Source organism: Prauserella marina, assembly GCF_002240355.1.
GTDB lineage: Bacteria > Actinomycetota > Actinomycetes > Mycobacteriales > Pseudonocardiaceae > Prauserella_A > Prauserella_A marina.
On the sequence record NZ_CP016353.1, the window covers coordinates 6,234,704 to 6,252,265 of the forward strand.

The 17,562-nt window shown below is 66.1% G+C and carries 16 protein-coding genes; 9 read left to right on the forward strand and 7 right to left on the reverse strand.

Going from position 1 to position 17,562, the window contains the following annotated elements:
• Nucleotides 1-3: 3 nt before the first annotated feature.
• The 4 genes from rlmB (at nt 4) to BAY61_RS28915 (ending at nt 4,066) form a co-directional block, all read left to right on the forward strand.
• Complete coding sequence (gene rlmB / locus BAY61_RS28900) at nt 4-972, forward strand: 23S rRNA (guanosine(2251)-2'-O)-methyltransferase RlmB (protein ID WP_091803049.1); 969 nt, start codon at nt 4-6, stop codon at nt 970-972.
• A 228-nt stretch (nt 973-1,200) separates the two neighbouring features.
• Nucleotides 1,201-2,637: an MBOAT family O-acyltransferase gene (locus BAY61_RS28905; RefSeq protein ID WP_091803046.1), complete on the forward strand. Its 1,437-nt coding sequence runs from the start codon at nt 1,201-1,203 to the stop codon at nt 2,635-2,637.
• Between the two features lie 34 nt (nt 2,638-2,671).
• Nucleotides 2,672-3,100: a GNAT family N-acetyltransferase gene (locus BAY61_RS28910; RefSeq protein WP_091803042.1), complete on the forward strand. Its 429-nt coding sequence runs from the start codon at nt 2,672-2,674 to the stop codon at nt 3,098-3,100.
• A 243-nt stretch (nt 3,101-3,343) separates the two neighbouring features.
• Nucleotides 3,344-4,066, forward strand: a complete 723-nt coding sequence (locus BAY61_RS28915; protein ID WP_091803040.1) for a tyrosine-protein phosphatase — start codon at nt 3,344-3,346, stop codon at nt 4,064-4,066.
• Here the strand turns inward: BAY61_RS28915 and BAY61_RS28920 are convergent.
• From BAY61_RS28920 to BAY61_RS28945, 6 genes are all read right to left on the reverse strand, one after another.
• Complete coding sequence (locus BAY61_RS28920; RefSeq protein WP_091803037.1) at nt 4,059-5,669, reverse strand: SLC13 family permease; 1,611 nt, start codon at nt 5,667-5,669, stop codon at nt 4,059-4,061. The genes BAY61_RS28915 and BAY61_RS28920 overlap by 8 nt on opposite strands.
• 46 nt (nt 5,670-5,715) lie before the next feature.
• Nucleotides 5,716-6,405 (reverse strand): hypothetical protein, encoded by a 690-nt coding sequence (locus tag BAY61_RS28925; protein ID WP_091803866.1) that lies wholly within the window; start codon nt 6,403-6,405, stop codon nt 5,716-5,718.
• A gap of 272 nt (nt 6,406-6,677) precedes the next feature.
• Entirely contained in the window at nt 6,678-7,331 is a 654-nt protein-coding gene (locus BAY61_RS28930; RefSeq protein ID WP_091803034.1) for a class II aldolase/adducin family protein, read from the reverse strand.
• Nucleotides 7,332-8,786 carry an FGGY-family carbohydrate kinase gene (locus BAY61_RS28935; RefSeq protein WP_091803031.1) on the reverse strand — a complete coding sequence of 485 codons (1,455 nt, stop codon included), beginning with the start codon at nt 8,784-8,786 and terminating at the stop codon, nt 7,332-7,334.
• Nucleotides 8,787-8,788: 2 nt separating this feature from the next.
• A complete protein-coding gene (locus BAY61_RS28940) occupies nt 8,789-9,823 on the reverse strand; it encodes a 2-hydroxyacid dehydrogenase (RefSeq protein ID WP_091803028.1) in 1,035 nt (344 codons plus the stop codon).
• A 234-nt stretch (nt 9,824-10,057) separates the two neighbouring features.
• A complete protein-coding gene (locus tag BAY61_RS28945; RefSeq protein ID WP_091803025.1) occupies nt 10,058-10,771 on the reverse strand; it encodes an HAD family hydrolase in 714 nt (237 codons plus the stop codon).
• A gap of 83 nt (nt 10,772-10,854) precedes the next feature.
• Here BAY61_RS28945 and BAY61_RS28950 point away from each other — a divergent pair, with 83 nt between their 5' ends.
• From BAY61_RS28950 to BAY61_RS28965, 4 genes are all read left to right on the forward strand, one after another.
• A complete protein-coding gene (locus BAY61_RS28950) occupies nt 10,855-11,475 on the forward strand; it encodes a histidine phosphatase family protein (RefSeq protein WP_091803022.1) in 621 nt (206 codons plus the stop codon).
• A gap of 13 nt (nt 11,476-11,488) precedes the next feature.
• On the forward strand, nt 11,489-12,283 hold the full coding sequence (locus tag BAY61_RS28955; RefSeq protein WP_091803863.1) for a DeoR/GlpR family DNA-binding transcription regulator: 795 nt from the start codon (nt 11,489-11,491) through the stop codon (nt 12,281-12,283).
• Between the two features lie 112 nt (nt 12,284-12,395).
• On the forward strand, nt 12,396-13,733 hold the full coding sequence (locus BAY61_RS28960) for an MFS transporter (protein WP_091803016.1): 1,338 nt from the start codon (nt 12,396-12,398) through the stop codon (nt 13,731-13,733).
• The gene (locus BAY61_RS28965; protein WP_091803013.1) at nt 13,730-15,172 is read left to right on the forward strand and encodes an FGGY-family carbohydrate kinase; all 1,443 of its coding nucleotides are present in this window, start codon (nt 13,730-13,732) and stop codon (nt 15,170-15,172) included. The genes BAY61_RS28960 and BAY61_RS28965 overlap by 4 nt, the downstream gene beginning before the upstream one ends.
• A 17-nt stretch (nt 15,173-15,189) precedes the next feature.
• On the opposite strand, the gene BAY61_RS28970 is transcribed toward BAY61_RS28965, so the two are convergent.
• On the reverse strand, nt 15,190-16,098 hold the full coding sequence (locus BAY61_RS28970) for a DivIVA domain-containing protein (RefSeq protein WP_091803010.1): 909 nt from the start codon (nt 16,096-16,098) through the stop codon (nt 15,190-15,192).
• Nucleotides 16,099-16,320: 222 nt separating this feature from the next.
• Between BAY61_RS28970 and BAY61_RS28975 the strand changes: the two genes are divergently transcribed.
• Nucleotides 16,321-17,550 (forward strand): DUF445 domain-containing protein, encoded by a 1,230-nt coding sequence (locus tag BAY61_RS28975; protein ID WP_091803860.1) that lies wholly within the window; start codon nt 16,321-16,323, stop codon nt 17,548-17,550.
• The last annotated feature ends 12 nt before the right edge of the window (nt 17,551-17,562 follow it).

Here is a 17,562-nt window from a genome sequence, read left to right on the forward strand (position 1 = left end):
GTGATGGCAGGCAATTCCCGCCGACGTGGAGCGATCCGGAAGTCGGGCACGAAAAAGGGGCAGGTATCCGGTTCCGGTGGCGAGCGCCGGAAGGGCCTCGAAGGCAAGGGCCCGACGCCACGTGCGGAAGACCGCTACGGGCATCCGGCACAGCGGAAGGCGAAAGCAGCCGCCGCCCGTACGGAAAAGAAGCGGACGGCCGCGAAGAAGGCCGCGGATGGGCCCGAGGTCATCGCGGGCCGCAATCCGGTGGTCGAGTCACTGCGAGCCGGCGTACCGGCGACCGCGTTGTACGTCGCGCTGAACGTCGACGCCGACGACAGGGTCAAGGAAGCCGTGCAGGTGGCGGCCGACAAAGGCATTTCGATCCTTGAGGTGCCCCGCGACGAGCTGGACAGGAGGACGGGCGGGGCCATGCACCAGGGCCTCGGCCTCCAGGTACCGCCGTTCCAGTACGAGCACCCCGACGACCTGTTGACGATGGCGAGGGATTCTGGCGAGCCGCCGCTGCTCGTCGCGCTGGACGGCGTGACCGACCCTCGCAACCTCGGTGCCGTGATCCGCTCGGCCGCCGCGTTCGGCGCGCACGGTGTGCTGCTGCCGAGCAGGCGCAGCGCGGGAATGACGGCGGTCGCGTGGCGGACGAGTGCGGGGACGGCGGCGAAGCTGCCCGTCGCCATGGCGACGAACCTGACGCGGCAACTCGTCTCGTGGGCCTCGGAAGGCTTGATGATCGCCGGACTGGACGCCGACGGATCGGCCGACATCGACAGCATGAACGTCGCGACGGACCCACTCGTGATCGTCGTGGGCTCCGAAGGGCGGGGGCTGTCGCGCCTCGTGCGGGACACGTGCGACGTCACGGTCTCGATCCCGATGGCGGCGGGGGTCGAGTCGCTGAACGCGTCAGTCGCCGCGGCGGTACTGCTGTCGGAAGTCGCCCGCCGCCGCAGGATCGCGGGCCGCGTCTAGCTGCCCCAACCCCGCACCGCAAGCCTTGGTTGAGAGCAAGGGAGCTTTACTGCCGTTTGGCGATAGCAAAGCTCCCTTGCTCTCGATTACCGGAGCGGCGAGGGCTCCGTTCGCGGTCGCGTGGCGGGCTGGATTGCCACTGCGACGAGGTGCGCTGTAGTCGAGCCGTCACTGTGGAGGCTCGGCTAAGGTCACGTTGCCGCATCGTGACCAGGGGGCACACTCAGGATGTCGTTCGTCTCGCCACTCTTCCTGTGGTACTTCATGCCGGCGGTGCTGCTCGCGCTGCTGGTGTGCCCAAGGAGCTGGCGCAACGGCATCGTCGCCGTGGGCAGTCTCGTCTTCTACGCCACCGGAGCCGGGGCCTTCACGCTGCTCTTGCTCCTCTGCATGGTGATCAACTTTGTGGCTGGTCCGGCTCTCGAACCCGACGTGCAGGATCTTCGCCCCTCCCGCAGACGCCGCTGGATACTCATCGGCGTCATCGCGTTCGATCTGTCGATCCTGCTCGTGTGGAAGTACGCGGGCTTCGCGACCGAGCAGCTGGCCTGGTTCGCCGAACTACTCGGCGGTGACTTCCCCATCGTGCACCTCGCGCTGCCCATCGGGATCTCGTTCTTCACGTTTCACCACATCTCGTACGTGGTCGACATCTACCGGGGGGAACGGCGAGCGCTGCGCAACCCGGTGTCGTTCGCGACCTACATCTCCATGTTTCCGCAGCTCGCCGCAGGACCCATCGTCCGATACCGGGAAATCGCCGACCAGCTGCCGCAGCACCGTTCGCACCGGCTCGACGACATCGCAGCCGGGTTTCCCCGGTTCGCGCTGGGGCTGTGCAAGAAGGCGATCATCGCCGACTCGCTTGCTCCGATGGTCGACGCGTGCTTCGCGACGCCTGCGGACGAGATGACGTTCGCCATCGCCTGGCTCGGCGCCATCGGCTACACCTTGCAGCTCTACTTCGACTTCTCCGGATACTCCGACATGGCGATCGGCCTCGGCAGGATGCTCGGCTTCCGGCTACCCGAGAACTTCGCGAGGCCGTACTCGTCGGTGACCATCACAGAGTTCTGGCGACGCTGGCACATGTCGTTGTCGCGTTGGTTCCGTGACTACGTCTACATCCCGCTCGGCGGCAACAGGGCCGGTGCGAGAAAGACCTACCGCAACCTGTCGATCGTGTTCGTGCTGACGGGTTTCTGGCACGGTGCGGCGTGGACGTTCGTGGTGTGGGGGATCTTCCACGGCGCGCTGCTGATCATCGAGCGGGCGAAAGGCTGGGACAAGGCACCGTCGGACCCGGCCCGGAGAATCGCCCGCCGCGCGCTGACGCTGCTGCTGGTCGCCATCGGCTGGGTGATCTTCAGGTCCGCCGACCTCGGCTACGCGTTCACCATGATCGGACACATGTTCCTGCCCGATTTCGAAGGGCTCACCGACGTCATCGAGACCGCGTTCACCAACCAGCGGCTGGTGATCCTGCTCGCCGCGATGGCGGTCTTCTTCCTGCCCGCGCACCCGGTGACCGGCCCGCTGCTGGAGTCGGCCCGCAGCAAACCGGCGACGATTCTGCGGATGGGCCTGATGACCGTCGGTATCGCCTACGCGGCGATCCTGGTCGCCACCGGCACCTTCAGCCCGTTTCTCTACTACCAGTTCTGATCGTCACTGCCCCGGACCGCAGTACGGTCGGCGGGTGAACGTCTCACTGCGTCCGCTGACCCGGGAGAACGTCCGGGCGGTTTGCGATCTTCGCCTTGCCGAGAACCAGCGCCACCTCGTCGCGCCCGCGGCCTACACCGTCGCCGAGGGGAACTACGAACCGGACGCGATACTGCTGGCCATCCATCTTGAGGACGAACCCGTTGGGGTTCTGCTTGTCGAAGTCGAGAGCGGAAGCCCATACCTGGTCCGGTTCATGATCGACGTGGCCGTCCAGGGACGTGGCGTTGGTCGCCGGGCCGTCGAGTTTCTGGTGGAAGAGCTCCGCGAACGAGGCTGGAGTTCGCTGGAGACCAGCTTCGTCCCCGTCGGCAATGGCGCCGAAGGTTTCTGGCGTCGCTGCGGTTTTCGGAGCACAGGGCGAACCCACAACGACGAGCCCGTGTTCGTCCGCATGTTGTGATTCGAGACGTTTCCCTCGGCGCGACTACCGGCTCCATTCGTCAAGGCGAAGTTTTACCTGATGGTTGTGCTCGGCATGCCAGATGACCTCGGCGGCGACCCTCGTTCCAACAGGCAGGGTTTCGACGGTCGCGGTCCAGGTATCCAGCGTGAATGCCTCGCGGCGCTCATCGCGGGGCCACGATGTACTCGCTGACTCCGCAGGTACGCGGCAACCCACTGTGGTACCGCGCGTCTCTCGAACATGGCGACTGACCGGCATCTCACCTGGGAGGGCTGCTTCAACGTCCGCGACCTCGGAGGGTTGCCCACCGCCAGCGGGAAGCTGACCCTTCGCGGCTCGATCGTGCGCGGCGACGCGCCCGACCACCTCACCGCCCGCGGCTGGAAGTCGCTGTGGACCTACGGCATTCGCACGATCATCGACCTTCGTGGCGAAGAGGAACGAGATTCCGCTTCGGCTGACCGGCCCTCGGAGCTGACGACGATACGGATCCCGCTGGACGACCACGACGACACCGAATTCTGGGTCCGGTGGAGCAACGGCCTCGACTGCACACCGTTGTACTACAAAGCCTTCATCGATCGCTTCCCTTCCACGGTGGTCGGCGTATTGGGCACGATCGCGGACACGACAAGCGGCAGCGTACTCGTTCATTGCGCCGGTGGCCGCGACCGAACCGGTCTCGTCGCCTTGCTACTGCTCGCCATCGCCGGCGCCTCGCCGGAAACCATCGCCGCGGACTACGCACTCAGCGCCCAACGGCTTGCTCCACTGTGGAGACGACTCGGCTTCGGCGATCAGAACAGCAAGATCGCCGCCCTCCTCACCACAGAGGGAAGTTCCGTCGAACAATCAGTCCACAATGCACTGTCCGATCTCGATGTCGAATCCTTCCTTCTCGGCAACGGGTTGAGCGAGACCCGGCTCTGTTCGCTGAAAGCCCGGCTACTTGGTGCTAATTGAGGCCGGCGACCGCCACCATGAGCGGGATCATCGCCATGATCAGGATCGCCCCCGCGACATCAAAGACCACCCCTGACCTGATCATCTTCGTGATCGGCACCGCGCCCGAGCCGTAGACGATCGCGTTCTGCGGCGTGGAAACCGGCAGCATGAACCCGAACGACGCCGCGAACGTCGCCGCGAGGGCGGGCACGAACGGATCGAGACCGGACGCGACGGCGATCGGAATGACGATCGGTACGACAACCGCCGCTGAGGCCGTATTGGATGTCGTTTCCGAAACGACGATGGCCAGCAGCACGGCGAATACGACAAGCGCGAACGAACTGGTCAACCCGAAGGTGCTCGCGAGCCCCGTGCCGACCCGTTGCGCGAGTTCGGTGCTGCTCAACAGCGAACCGAAAATGATGCCCGTTCCGAACAGCAGCACCGTACCCCAGTCGATGCGGGCGGCCTCCGACCACGTCAGCGTGAACTTCCGCTGCTTCCAGTTGGTGGGCAACGCGAAGAGCAGCGCCGCACCGATTACCGCGACGATGCCCTCGTCGAGCCGGTTGCTGATCGTCTCGTACGCCGAAGAGTCGTCACCGGCGACCAACGCGACGATGCCGGGCGTCACCCACAACATCACGGTCACCGTGAACGCGATCAGAGTGTTCCACTCGGCCCTCGAAAGCTTGCCGAGTTTTTCCCTTTCCTGCGCTACGTATTCTTCGATCCCGGTCAGCTTCTTGATCTCCGGCTTGTTCAACAGGATGAGCACGGCCACGAGAACAACGAACATCAACGCACAGATGGGTAGCGCGGCGATCGTCCACTCCAGGAACGAAATCCGCTGCCCCGTCGCGTCCTCGATCAGTTCCCTTCCGATGAGGTTCGGCGGGGAACCGATGGGCGTCAGCAGGCCGCCCACGCTGGCGCCGTAGGCGAGGACAAGCATCAGCGCGATGCCCACACGCAGCCGGAGCGGATCGAAAGCCTCTTTGTCGGGCGACTGCCTCTTGACCAGCTCGGCGATGACCGACAGAAGGCCAACAGCTGTCGGCAACAACATGGCGACCGTCGCGGTGTTCGAGATGAACGCCGAGATCACCAGGGTGACGAAACCCAGCGCGCCGATGACCCGCCACGTGCTGCGGCCTACGCCGGGAAAGCTCAATATGCGAAACGCGAACCGTCGCGCCAACCCGTGGCGCAGCATTGCCTGCGCGAGGATGAACGCTCCAATGAAGACGAACACGGTCGACGACCCGAAGGGCGCGAGTACGTCATCGGCGGGAAGCACTCCGAGCACGACGATCGCCGCCACACCGATGAGCCCGCCGATGGGAATGGGCACCGGCTCGCACACCCACAACACAACCACGCCCAGCAAGACGGCGGCCAGCTTGTGCTGCGCGGAGTCAAGCCCCGAGGGCAACAACAGGAAGACGATGGTCACCAACGGTGCGAGCACGAAACCGACCGTGCGGCGCGCTCGCTCGAACCGTTCCTCCGCCGGCGAGAGTTTCTGCTCGGCCAGCCCTCTGTACGTACTACCCGAGAGCAGGGCCGCCGTGACGGACTGCGTGCGCGGGCTTTCGGTCTCGTCGCTCTGCCCCATAGCGGGACCCTAGCGAACTAGTGATCCAAATCACTAGCCCTTTCGTCTATTGCGATTCCGCCGATGGCATGAGAGCGAGCTGATCAGCGTGGAATTCACCCCGGCGGGGTGGCGGGAGCCACGCCTCCGGCCTCGAACTCTTTTGCCTGCCCAGTTCGACCAGATTCAACGCGGCGGCAAAGTTCGCCCCATAGGTGTCCGGCTTGGTGATCCGCATCAGGCGCAGGTCATCCGGCTCGACGCCGAGGCCGATGACGACGACGTAAGTCTCACTGAGCGCATCGGTGAACCCGGCCCACGCGCCCGCGAACCGCCACATCCTCGCCGGTACCGGTTTGCCGTCGACCTGCCAAAAGGTTCTCGGCCAGTGCTCGTACCTGTTCGCCTGCTTCTCGGCATGCTCGACGAGCGACTCGATCAGCCCGTCGGGCCTCGGCACCGATCCGTCTGGCAGTGTCAGGTTGACCAGGCCGAATGCCGCGCTGAACGCCACTTTCGCCAACGGGTCGCCGCCGTTGGGACACATGGTTTCCTCGTAGCGCCGCTTCGGGAGACTGCCGACTCTTACCCCGTTGTCGGAGTCGTACTCGCGGTGGCCAAGCCACAGTGCCCACGATGGTGTTCCGGGCATGGCTTCGAAGAAGTCGACCCAGCGCGCTCCACGAAAACCCCAGCCGAGGCCATGCACGGGGAAGTCGACGGGAGGCGAGGTCAGTTCGCGATGGTCCGAGTCCACCCGAAGATAGTGCACTGCCGACGATGGGTTGGCAGCACGATCGTTACCAACCCGCAGTACTTTGACCGCATTTCAGATTTGACCTCACTTCTTGGCGCTGCTCGCAGACGACCGTTCAGGAGATCCCGCGACGAAGAGTTCCACCCCGACCGCTCGCTCCCCCGTTCGGTCGGTTGTGCCGTCCCGGCCCGATGATGCAACCTCATGCAAACGCTTGCACCTGCAACAACGATGCGGCGATATTCGATCCACCGCCCGGCCGGACAACCAGGCTATGGTCGCTGGCCGTACCCGCGGAGCTTGTCGGCGACGTGGTCGATCTCCGTCCGAGGCAACAGCCGCGGAGTACCGGCAGTTTTCGCCAGCAGCCACAGTTGGCACACCCAGTCGAGTTGCTGAGCGCGGTGGTACGCCTCGGCGACCGTCGTCCCATAGGTGACGGTGCCGTGGTTGGCGAGCAGGCAACCTCGCCTACCCGCCAGCGCGGCGAGCATGGCGTCGGCGAGATCGGCGGTGCCATACGTCGCATAAGGCGCGACCTTCACCGAGGGTCCGATCGTCGCGACGATGTAATGGATGGGCGGGACCTCGTCGGCCACAGTGGACACCGCGGTGGCATGAACTGAATGCGTGTGCACGACGGCGCCGACCGGTTTTCCATCTGGATCGGTCGCATCGCGGTAGACACTCAGGTGCATGGGCAGTTCACTGGTGGGCAGCAGATCACCGTCCACGACGGACCCCGCGAGGTCGACGACCGGAATGTCGGCTGCCCTCAGATCGGCATAGTCGACGCCGGTCGGCGTCACGGCGACCAGGTCGCCTGACCTCACCGACACGTTGCCCGACGTGCCGACGACGAGGCCGTCCGCGACCATCCTTCGCGCGTAGTCACAGACCGCGCGTCGCGCATCCGCTAGCAGCATTCACCTGCTCCATTGTTCGCGTGCCACATCCAGCGAGGTCAGATACTCGCTATAGCCCCGATCGTAGAGTTCGGCCGCTCCTGGCTGGTGTTCGACGGTCGTCGATTTCGCCGCCCACAGGTCGGCGTCGAAGGGCTCGCCGATCGCTTCGGCTGCCACCAACGCCGCGCCTCTTGCCCCGACATCGGGATCGTCGGGGATGACGATCGGCCTCGCGAGCACGTCGGCGAAGATCTGCGTCCACTCGGGCGACCTGACACCACCGCCGCATGCGTAGAGCGTGCCGGAAAGACCCGCGGCGCTGAGACAATGCCGCGCGGCGTAGGCAATGGACTCACACAGCGCCCTCACCAAGTCAGCACGGGTGTTCTCCAGGCTCAGTCCACGGAACTGGGCCCGAGCGCCCGCGTCGACGAACGGCGCCCGCTCACCGGACGTGGCGAGGAAGGGCAACGCCGTGATCCCGCCCGCCCCAGGTGTGCTCGCCGCGAGCAAAGGACCGACCTCGGCGACCTCGATGCCGAGCAGCTTGCACGCCCAGTCGATGCCCGCCGTGCCGACCATGGCGGGCATGCCGCGCAGGAACTCGCCTTCGTTGGGCGTGCACAGGAACATGCCCGCCGGTTCGCCCTCGCGGTCGTACACCGCGTCGGTGGTCAGCACCTGACAGGCGAGCGTCGTGCCTGCCGTGAGGATGCCGTCGCCTGGCCGCCTCACCCCAGCGCCGATCGCGCAAGCGGGAAGGTCGAAGGGGCCTCCCGTGACCGGAAGTCCTTCGGGAAGACCGAGCAGCGCCGCACCGGCCCTGCCCAGCCGGAACACCTTCTTTGGCGGTGCGGGATCGGCGAACAACGTCCTCCGGTGCCCGAGCCCGCACGCCTCGATGGCGGCTTCGTCGTATGCCCGGGTCGCCGGATCGATGAACGGGAGCGAGGCATCCGAAATGTCGACGGTGATCTCGCCGGTGAGGCGCTGGACGACCGCGTCGACGCAATACCCCGCCACCACCGCCCGATCGAGCACCTCGGGTTCGTGGGTGTCCAAGTAGGACATGATGGCCGCGGTGCAGCCGGGGAACATCCCCGATCCGGTACGCCGGAAGACCTCTCTGGTCACCCCGTTTTCCTGCCACGCGGTGAGCAGTTCGCTCGCTCGGCCGTCGAGCCAGGAGATGGCGGGCCTTACCGGAAACCCTTCCGCGTCCCGCAACCACAAGCCGTCGCCCTGTCCGGTGAGCGCGAGCGCCTCGACCGCGCCATCCAGTTCGGCGGAGACGGCACGCACGACCGTCGCCACGGTGCCGACCACCTGCTCGAAGTCCTGCTCGACAGCGCCACCCCGCAGATGATGCACCTTCGACGGAGCGCTGGCCTGCGCGAGCGAGTTGCCGTTCTCGTCGAAGACGACGGCCTTTGTCAGCGAAGTACCGATATCGACACCCAGCACCCTGCGCATGGCTACCGCCCGAGCACGTCGGGGTTGGCGACGTTCACCAGCTTCTCGCCACGAGCGAGTCTGCCGACCTCCTCCGCGACGATGCGCGCCGCGCGATCAGCCGTCTGCCTGCTGGCACCTCCGAGGTGCGGGGTCGCGATGACGTTCGGCGCGTCCCTGAGCGGCCAGTCCGGCGGCGGTGGCTCCACGTCGTACACGTCGAGGGCCAGCGCGCCCAGCTTTCCCGCGCGTAATGCCTCGGCGAGCGGGGCGTAATCGAGCAGTCCACCGCGCGCCGTGTTGACGAGGACGGCGCCGTGCGGCAGCAACCCGAGCCTGCGCTCGTCGATGAGGTTGCGCGTCTCGTCGGTGAGCCTCGCGTGCAGGCTCACCGCCGCACTGCGCCGCAGCAGATCGTCGAGTTCGGCAGGCTCCGCGCCGTCGGCCCTGACCCGGTCCTGATCCGCGTAGGGATCGGAAACCAGTACGTGCGCGCCGAAAGCGGCCAGCACCCTCGCCACCCTCGAACCGATCGCTCCGTACCCGACAAGGCCGATCGTGGTGCCTTCGACTTCGATACCGGCCTTGTCGTAGGAGTAGTAGTCGCCGCGCCACGTTCCGGCGAGCAACTCCGCCGACGAGGTCGCGATCCTTCTCATCGCGGCAAGCAACATGCCGATCGCGAACTCCGCCGCCGCGGCGGCGTTGCGTCCCGGCGCGAACGTGACCGCGACGCCAGCCTCCGTCGCGGCGACCAGGTCGACGTTGACCGGCCCTCCCCTGCACACCGACACCATCCGCAACCCCGGTGCCGCCGCGAAAACCTTCTTGGTGAACGGAGCCATCTGCGTGATGGCGACTTCGGCGCCGTCGAGCGCCGCGATGACCTGTTCCTCGGTTCCGCTCGCCTCGTGAACGCCCCCGACGGGGCCGAACGGTTCGACGGGCCAGGCCAGCGACAACTCACGGAAGTCGGGGGACACCGCGAGTTCGGCCCGGACTGCTTTCTTGAGCAGGTCGGTACTGACGAATGCGTCTCCAGCTGCGAGTATCCGCACTGTGGTTCCTCTCTGAACCGGTGAGCTGTTTCCAGAGGGCTTCGCCGACCGCGGTGACGAGCGGCGCGAACGACGTAGCTCCCGGGTCTGCGGGGCGCTTGCTCCGCTCGTCCGCAGGCGCCGGGCACTTTCCGCACGACGCGACCGTATGACCCGGCGATGCCGTCGAGCCAGTCCCTCTTGAACGTCTCCGGGCGCCACGCCGCGGCGCCGACACCGCCGAGCCGCTGGTGGTCATGTGACCGCACCTCCCGCGCGTTCACCCGCCAGGTAGGCGAGCAGGGCGACCCGCACCTCGTCGTTGTCGGTGGCGACCGCGCTCGCCAGAGCCAGCGCGTCGTCGCGAGGAGGGTAGGTCCTGTTGGGAAGCGCGATGACGGTCAGTCCCGCGGCGGCGGCCGCCTTGATGCCGTTGCTGGAATCCTCGACCGCGAGGCACTCGCCACCGGACCTCCCCAGCCGGGCCGATGCTTCGAGGTAGACGTCGGGATTCGGCTTTCCCCGCGCGACCTCGGCACTCGACACGGTTGCCGTGAACTCGCCAGCGAGGCCGTGCGTGGAAAGCACCGCGTCGATGACCTTCCTCGTCGCCGACGAGGCGAGTGCGATGGGAACCTTGGCGCTGACGTCCCTGACCATCGCGTCCGCGCCGGGAAGCAACGGTGCCTCGCCCGCCTCCACCGCCGCGATCATGCCGTCGACGACGGCGTGTTCGACCTGCTCGACGGTGTCAGCCGTGCCACTGCGGTCGGCGAGGTAGGCAGCCCACTCCGGCGCACTCATCCCCTGCACGGTCGCGGTGTCCTCAGAGGTCCACCGCACGTCGTGTCGCGCGGCGTAGGCGGTCCAGTTCTCTTCCCAGAGGTGTTCGCTGTCGACGAGGACTCCGTCCATGTCGAATACCACCGCGTCGAAAACCGCGGCGACAGGCTGCGTGCCGTCAGCCATGCACTTCAGCCCCCTTCACATCGTGGATGTTAAGTTAACATCGATCCCGCGAGGTGTCACGGTCGATTTTCCGAAGGAGAGTCATGAGCACGCGACTTCTGCTGGTCCGTCACGGCGAAACGGAATGGCATGCGGACAACAGATACGCGGGAACGAGTGACGTCGGGTTGACCCCTCGCGGCTTCGAACAGGCTGCCGAACTGGCCGGGCACCTTCGCACGAGAAAGGATGCTCCCACCGCGCTGTACTGCTCGCCGCAGTCGAGAGCGCGGCGAACCGCCGAGCCGTCCGCGCACGCGCTCGGACTCACGCCGACCGTCGTCGCCGACCTCGCCGAAGTCCATTTCGGCCTCGCCGAGGGACGCACCCTCACCGAGGTGCGCGAACTGGGAAAAGCTCAGTCGGAGGCAGTGGAGAAGTTCCTCGGAGACCCGGTCGGCCACGCTTTTCCCGACGCCGAGTCGCCCACACTGGCAGCACGAAGGGGAGCCTCCGCACTGCGCGCGATCGCGGAAGCCGAGGAAGGTCCAGTACTGGTCGTCGCGCACAACACGCTGCTGAGACTCAGCCTGTGCCTGCTGCTCGGCATTCCACTGCGGCACTACCGCACCGTGTTCCCCCGCATCGAGAATTGCGCGATCACCGAACTCGGAATCAGCGGCGATCGCACGAGCCTGCTCGGCTTCAACATTCCAGCCAGGTGAGATGCTTGGTCACATGAGCAGTGATACGTCGGCGACGCCGGGTGGGAACACTCGCGACATCCGGCAGCAGCGCATCAGCGATTTCGTCATCGACCACGGCTCGGCGCAGGTCGCCGAACTGGTCCGGCTGACCGGCGTCAGCCACATGACGGTGCACCGCGACATCGACGAGCTCGTCCGGAGGGGATTACTGCGCAAGTTCAGGGGCGGCGTGTCCGCACAACCGTCGACCGTGTTCGAAAGCAACGCTGAGTACCGGCTCAACTCGCATGTCGCGGCCAAGAACGCCATCGCGAGAAAGGCCCGCCACCTCATCGAACCAGGCATGTCGGTGCTGCTCGACGATTCGACCAGCGCGCTCGCGCTGGCGCCCCTGCTCGCGGACGTCACCCCGCTCACCGTCGCCACCAACTACGTGCGCACCATCGAGGCGCTCAAGGACCTCGACGACATCAGGCTCATCGGCCTCGGCGGCGACTACTCCCGCACCCACGACTCGTTTCTCGGAATGCCCTGCCTCGAAGCGGTCGGCAACATCACGGTCGACATCGTGTTCGTCTCCACCTCGGCGATGACCGCCGACATGACCTACCACCAGGAACCCGAGATCGTCATGGTCAAGCGCGCGATGCTGGCCAGCGCGGTCACCAAGGTGTTGCTGATGGATTCGAGCAAGCTGTCGAGGACGGCGTTGCACCGGCTCGCACCGGTCACCGACTACGACCGGCTTGTCGTGGATTCCGACGCCCCGGACGAGTTCATCGAGGAAGCGGCCAAGAATCTCGACGTGGGCGTCGCCCAACTGTGAGCACGGTGTGCGGGTAACCGACCACAGATAACACACACAAAGTTTCGACTAACATCTTGCGCGTTAACTTAACGCGGTCCATGATAGCTCCGTCGCACACACGGAGGCGCTCATGGTTTCAACGACGACACCGCAGCCCGGCGCTCCATCGAGCAGGTTCGCCCGGGTACTCACCCGCTGGGGACTACCCGCCCCGCTCTTCCTCGGTTATCTCGGCCTGCTGCTGTTCATGATCGGCGACGGGATCGAATCCGGTTTCATCGCGCCGTTCATGGCCGATCACGGTGCGGGCACCGACATCAGGGCCTCGTACGTCATCACCGTGTACGGCGTGGCCGTCATGCTGGCCTCGTGGCTGTCGGGCGCGCTGTCCGAACTGTGGGGCCCGCGCAGGGTGATGATGATCGGGCTCGTCATCTGGCTGGTCTTCGACGTGCTGTTCCTCGCGTTCGCGGTCACCGGCGAGAACTACACACTGATGATCATCACCTACGGCATCAGGGGCTTCGGCTACCCGATGTTCGCTTTCGGCTTCCTCGTGTGGATCACCGCCGTCGCTCCCGTCGCCAGGCTCGGCGCCGCCGTCGGCTGGTTCTACTTCGCCTTCACCGGTGGCCTCCCGACGCTGGGCGCGCTCGTCGCCAGCTTCACCAACCCGATCTTCGGTCAGTACGGAACGCTGTGGCTCTCCGTCGGCCTGCTCGCGCTCGGTGGCCTCGTCTGTCTGCTCGGCGTCCGCGAACGCACCGGCTACCAGCGACTCGCGCCTCCCGACGTCAAACCCGTGCAGAGCCTCGTCAACAGCGTCTCGATCGCGTGGAAGAACCCCAGGGTCGGGATCGGGATGGTCGTGCGGATCATCAACACAGCGCCGGAATTCGGCATGCTGGTGTTCTTCCCGACGATCTTCATCACCCAGATCGGGTTCGGGGAAAGCCGATGGCTGTTGCTCGTATCGGTCATCTACGGAACCAACATCTTCTTCAACCTGATCTTCGGAGTACTCAGCGACAAAATCGGCTGGCGCACCACGATCTTCTGGTTCGGCGCGATCGGCTGCGCGATATCGATACTGCTGCTCTATTTCGTACCGCTCTCGCTTGGCGCCGACTATTACTGGGTGGCGTTGCTGGTGGGTGCGCTTTACGGGGCGACCTTGGCAGGGTTCGTCCCCATTTCGGCGCTGCTTCCCTCGCTGGCTCCGGAGAACAAGGGCGGCGCGATGGCGTTGCTGAACCTCGGAGCGGGAGCGGCGGCGTTCGTCGGACCGGCCATCGTGAGCCTGTTCCTCGGACCGGCGGGCGCGGCGGGAGTCGTCATCATCTTCGCGGCGCTCTACGTGGTCGCCGCGGTGCTGACCAGGTTCCTCAAACTGCCGGAGGCAACGAGAATCGCCGCCGAACAAAACGTCAGCCTGCAAGAAGTCAGCCGGAAGGCCACCCATTCGTGAGCACGACAATCGGAATCGACGTCGCCACCGCCGGAGTACGCGCTGTCGCGGTGAACGGCGCCGGTGCCGTGCTCGCGAGTGCTTCGGCGAGGCTGCCCGCACCGCACCGAAGCGGCGACGGCCGCAGCGAGCAGGACGCGTCATCGTGGTGGCCTGCCGTGGAAGCCGCGATGCTGGCGGTCACGTCCCGACTGCCGTGCGGCGGCGACGACGTCTCCGCCGTAGCGGTGGCCGCGACCTCGGGCACGATCGTCGCCGTCGACGCGCACGGCGCGGCGGTCGGTCCCGCGCTCATGTACGACGACCGGCGCGGTGCCGCCTTCAACGCCAAGGCGGCCGACATCGGCTCCGCTCGCTGGCATGCGCTCGGCAGATCGGTGTCGCCGACCGACGCGCTCGGCAGGATCGCGTGGCTGCGCGACAACGTGCCTTCCGCGAGCGGCATCAGACACACCGCCGACGTCATCGCGGCTGCTCTGACCGGAACCGCTGTCGCCACCGACTCTTCGCACGCTTTGAAAAGCGGGTACGACGCGCTGCGGGACGAATGGCCGGACGAGGTGTTCGCCTCCTTCGGCGTCCCCCAGGAATGGCTACCCGATGTCGTCCCACCAACGACAGTGCTCGGCACCGTGAACAAGCCGGTAGCCGGACTACCCTCCGGCTGCCTCGTCGTCGCGGGAATGACCGACGGTTGCGCGGGTCAGCTCGCCTGTGGAGCAGTCGAACCGGGCCAGTTCGCAGGCATTCTCGGCACGACCTACGTGTTGAAGGGAGTCACCGAAAAGCTCGTCCCCGATCCGACCGGCACGATGTACAGCCACCGCCATCCCTCGGGCTGGTGGTTACCAGGCGGTGCGTCCAACACCGGTGGCGAATGTGTCGCGGGAACACCGAATCTCGCCGAACTCGACGCCGCCGCGGCCGAACTCGGTCCGGCTTCGGTCGTCGCCTATCCGCTGTGCAGAGAAGGCGAGCGGTTCCCGTTCGGCAACAAGGACGCGAGAGGATTCGTGATTCCCAAAGCGGCGAACGACATCGAACTACATCGCGCGAGACTGGAAGGAGTCGCGTTCGTCGAGCGGCTTGCCATCGACCACGTGCGGCGACTGGGAATCACGGTGACCGGGCCGGTTCTCGCCGCGGGCGGCGGCAGCAAGAGTCCATTGTGGAACCGGATAAGGGCGACCGTCAACGGGCTGGGAATCCAGATTTCCGCCGACGCGGAAACGGGTTACGGAGCCGCCGTGCTGGCCGCGGCGGCCACTGTGCGGGGCGGTCTCACGGAAGCGGGTGCCCGCACGCGCGGCACCCGTCGGCTCGTGGAGCCGGATGCAACCGAGTCAGCCGCCATGACGGCTTCCTACCACCGGTTCTGCACCCGGCTCCACGAGTACGGCTGGATCGACGACGAGTTGTGCGCGGTCGCGCTGCGGTGACCAACCGGCACGACAACTCAGGCCGGCTGCTTCGCTGACTTCTTCGCGGCTGCCGCTGCCTCCATCTCGGCCTCCGGCGGCGGGCCGAGCCGTTCAAGGGCGTCCTGGAGCGCGGTGTGACTGGCGGCGAGCCGCTCCGCGACCCGGTTGCGCAGCTCAATCGACTCGGACCTCATGGTCGTCGCCTCGGCGAGCTTGGCCTCCGCGTCGGCGATCAGCTCGTCGGTGCGGGCCTTGGTAGTGGCCTTCAGGTCGGCGGCGTACTTCTCGGCCTCGCCCTTCAGCGCCGCGATCTCCTCGGCGGAGGTCTTCTCGGCCGCGACGATCTTCTCCTGCGAGGACTTCTCGGCCGCGGCGATCCTGTCGGCGGAGACCTTCTCGTTGTCGGCGACCTTCGTCGCGGAAGCCTGCTCCGCGGCGGCGATGTTGTCGGCGGACTGCTTCTCGGCGGCGGCCCTGCGCTGTCCGGCCTCCTGATCGAGTTCTTCTCGCCGCTGCTCGGCCTGCTTCGCGAATTCCTCGGCGTCCGCGCGAGCCTTCTCCCTGGTCTTGTCGGCGTAGGCGTCGGCGGCGGCGCGCGTGTCGGATGCGTCGGCCTCGGCCTTCTGCCGCAGGTCCGAGATCTCCTCCTCGGCGAGGCGCATCATCGTCTTGACCCGCTCGCTCATGGCCGCCGGCCCTGCCGGGTCCTCGACCATTCTCGTCAGCGCGGCCTTGGCCTCTGACAGCTCCTGCTGGGCGTAGCTCAGAGCCTTCGTGAGATCGGAGACCGCCGCGGTGGCCTCGTCCCTGCTTCGCGCGGTCTGCTTGTAATCCTTGGACAGCTTCTTCAGATGTTCGTCGACCTGAACCTGATCGTAGCCGCGAAAAACGGTGGTGAACTGGGTTGACTTGTTGGGGTTCGGGGGTGCTCCGGCTTCTGCCATCCGGCAACCTTAATGAGTCCACAGGCGGAATCCCATACCTCCGAACGGACGCATTCTCGCTCGGCCCGATACTGTGCGTTGAGCGCGGCGTCGTCCTGGGCGGAACGCCACGCGGAGCAGGCCGTTCCGCCTGGTCAGCGCGACACCCGAGCAGGTGGACGGCCATGGCGCCGGTGCGGCGGCGCACGCATGATTGCGGTGATCGAGGGAGGAGGTCCGGTTGTGGACGCGGTCCTCGACGACCTCGCGCGGCACTGGCCGTTGTACGCGGCGATCCCGTTCGTCGCAGCGTTGATCGGTTATGTCACCAAGCGTGTGGCAATCGAGATGATGTTTCGGCCACTTGAGTGGGTCGGCATCAAGGGAACTTTTCTCGGCTGGCAGGGCGTCGTGCCGAGGCACGGCGGCCGGATGGCGGCCATCGCGACCGACCTGCTGACCAAGAACCTGCTCGACATCAGGGACGTCTTCGACCGGATCGACCCGGAACGCATCGCGAAGGAAGTCGAGCAGCCGCTGCTGCGGGCCGTCGACGAGATCGCGAGGGACGTCGCGATCCAATGTCATCCCCGGGCGTGGGAACGAATGCCGCCGATGGTGCGGGAGCTGATCATCAAGCAGCTCCAGGCGTCGTCGCCCCAGCTCGTGCGCCAGCTCATGGACGAGCTGCGTGCCAACCTCGACGACATTCTCGACGTCAAGCACATGACGGTGCAGCGGCTCACCAAGGACAAGGCCCTGCTCGTCAAGTTGATCAGGGAGACGTCCCGGCCGGAGATGGCGTTCATCGCGCGATCAGGCATCTACTTCGGGTTCGTACTCGGCATCGTGCAGTCGATCATCTGGGCGCTCACCAAGGAACCGCTGGTCATGCCCATTTTCGGTGCGTGCATCGGTCTGCTCACCGATTGGCTCGCCATCAAATTGATCTTCGTGCCACGCGAGCCGATCAAGCTGTTCCGCCGCTTCACGGTGCAGGGCAAGTTCCAGCGCCGCAGGGCAGAGGTGGCAAAGCAGTACGGGGAGCTGATCGCCCGCGAAGTACTCACGGTGCCGAACCTGATGGACGCGCTGCTGCGCGGACCTCGCTCCGACCGGTTGTACGCGATGATCCGCAGGATGGTCGCCGACAGCATCGACCAGCAGGCCAACGCGGCAAAACCACTGGTGACCATGGCCATCGGCAGTCAGCGCCTTGAAGAGATGAAGGCGGCGGCAGGCACGAAGGCGATCGAGCGGCTTCCCGAAACGGCCTCACACGCCGAGGGCTATCTGACCAAGGCGATGGACGTGGCCAACATGGTCGAGGAACGCATGATGCGGCTGACGCCGGTCGAATACGAGGGCCTGCTCCGGCCCGCGTTCCGGCAGGACGAGTGGAAGCTCATCGTCGTGGGCGGTGTGATCGGGTTCATCGTCGGTGAGCTGCAGGTTCTGCTGATGCTGCACTGAGCGAGCAGTGCG

Bases quoted from the DNA above. Each gene is read 5' to 3' on its own strand.
- rlmB (WP_091803049.1), top strand. From the start codon at position 4: ATGGCAGGCAATTCCCGCCGACGTGGAGCGATCCGGAAGTCGGGCACG.
- BAY61_RS28905 (WP_091803046.1), top strand. From the start codon at position 1,201: ATGTCGTTCGTCTCGCCACTCTTCCTGTGGTACTTCATGCCGGCGGTG.
- BAY61_RS28915 (WP_091803040.1), top strand. From the start codon at position 3,344: ATGGCGACTGACCGGCATCTCACCTGGGAGGGCTGCTTCAACGTCCGC.
- BAY61_RS28920 (WP_091803037.1), bottom strand. From the start codon at position 5,669: ATGGGGCAGAGCGACGAGACCGAAAGCCCGCGCACGCAGTCCGTCACG.
- BAY61_RS28930 (WP_091803034.1), bottom strand. From the start codon at position 7,331: ATGCTGCTAGCGGATGCGCGACGCGCGGTCTGTGACTACGCGCGAAGG.
- BAY61_RS28935 (WP_091803031.1), bottom strand. From the start codon at position 8,786: ATGCGCAGGGTGCTGGGTGTCGATATCGGTACTTCGCTGACAAAGGCC.
- BAY61_RS28945 (WP_091803025.1), bottom strand. From the start codon at position 10,771: ATGGCTGACGGCACGCAGCCTGTCGCCGCGGTTTTCGACGCGGTGGTA.
- BAY61_RS28950 (WP_091803022.1), top strand. From the start codon at position 10,855: ATGAGCACGCGACTTCTGCTGGTCCGTCACGGCGAAACGGAATGGCAT.
- BAY61_RS28955 (WP_091803863.1), top strand. From the start codon at position 11,489: ATGAGCAGTGATACGTCGGCGACGCCGGGTGGGAACACTCGCGACATC.
- BAY61_RS28960 (WP_091803016.1), top strand. From the start codon at position 12,396: ATGGTTTCAACGACGACACCGCAGCCCGGCGCTCCATCGAGCAGGTTC.
- BAY61_RS28970 (WP_091803010.1), bottom strand. From the start codon at position 16,098: ATGGCAGAAGCCGGAGCACCCCCGAACCCCAACAAGTCAACCCAGTTC.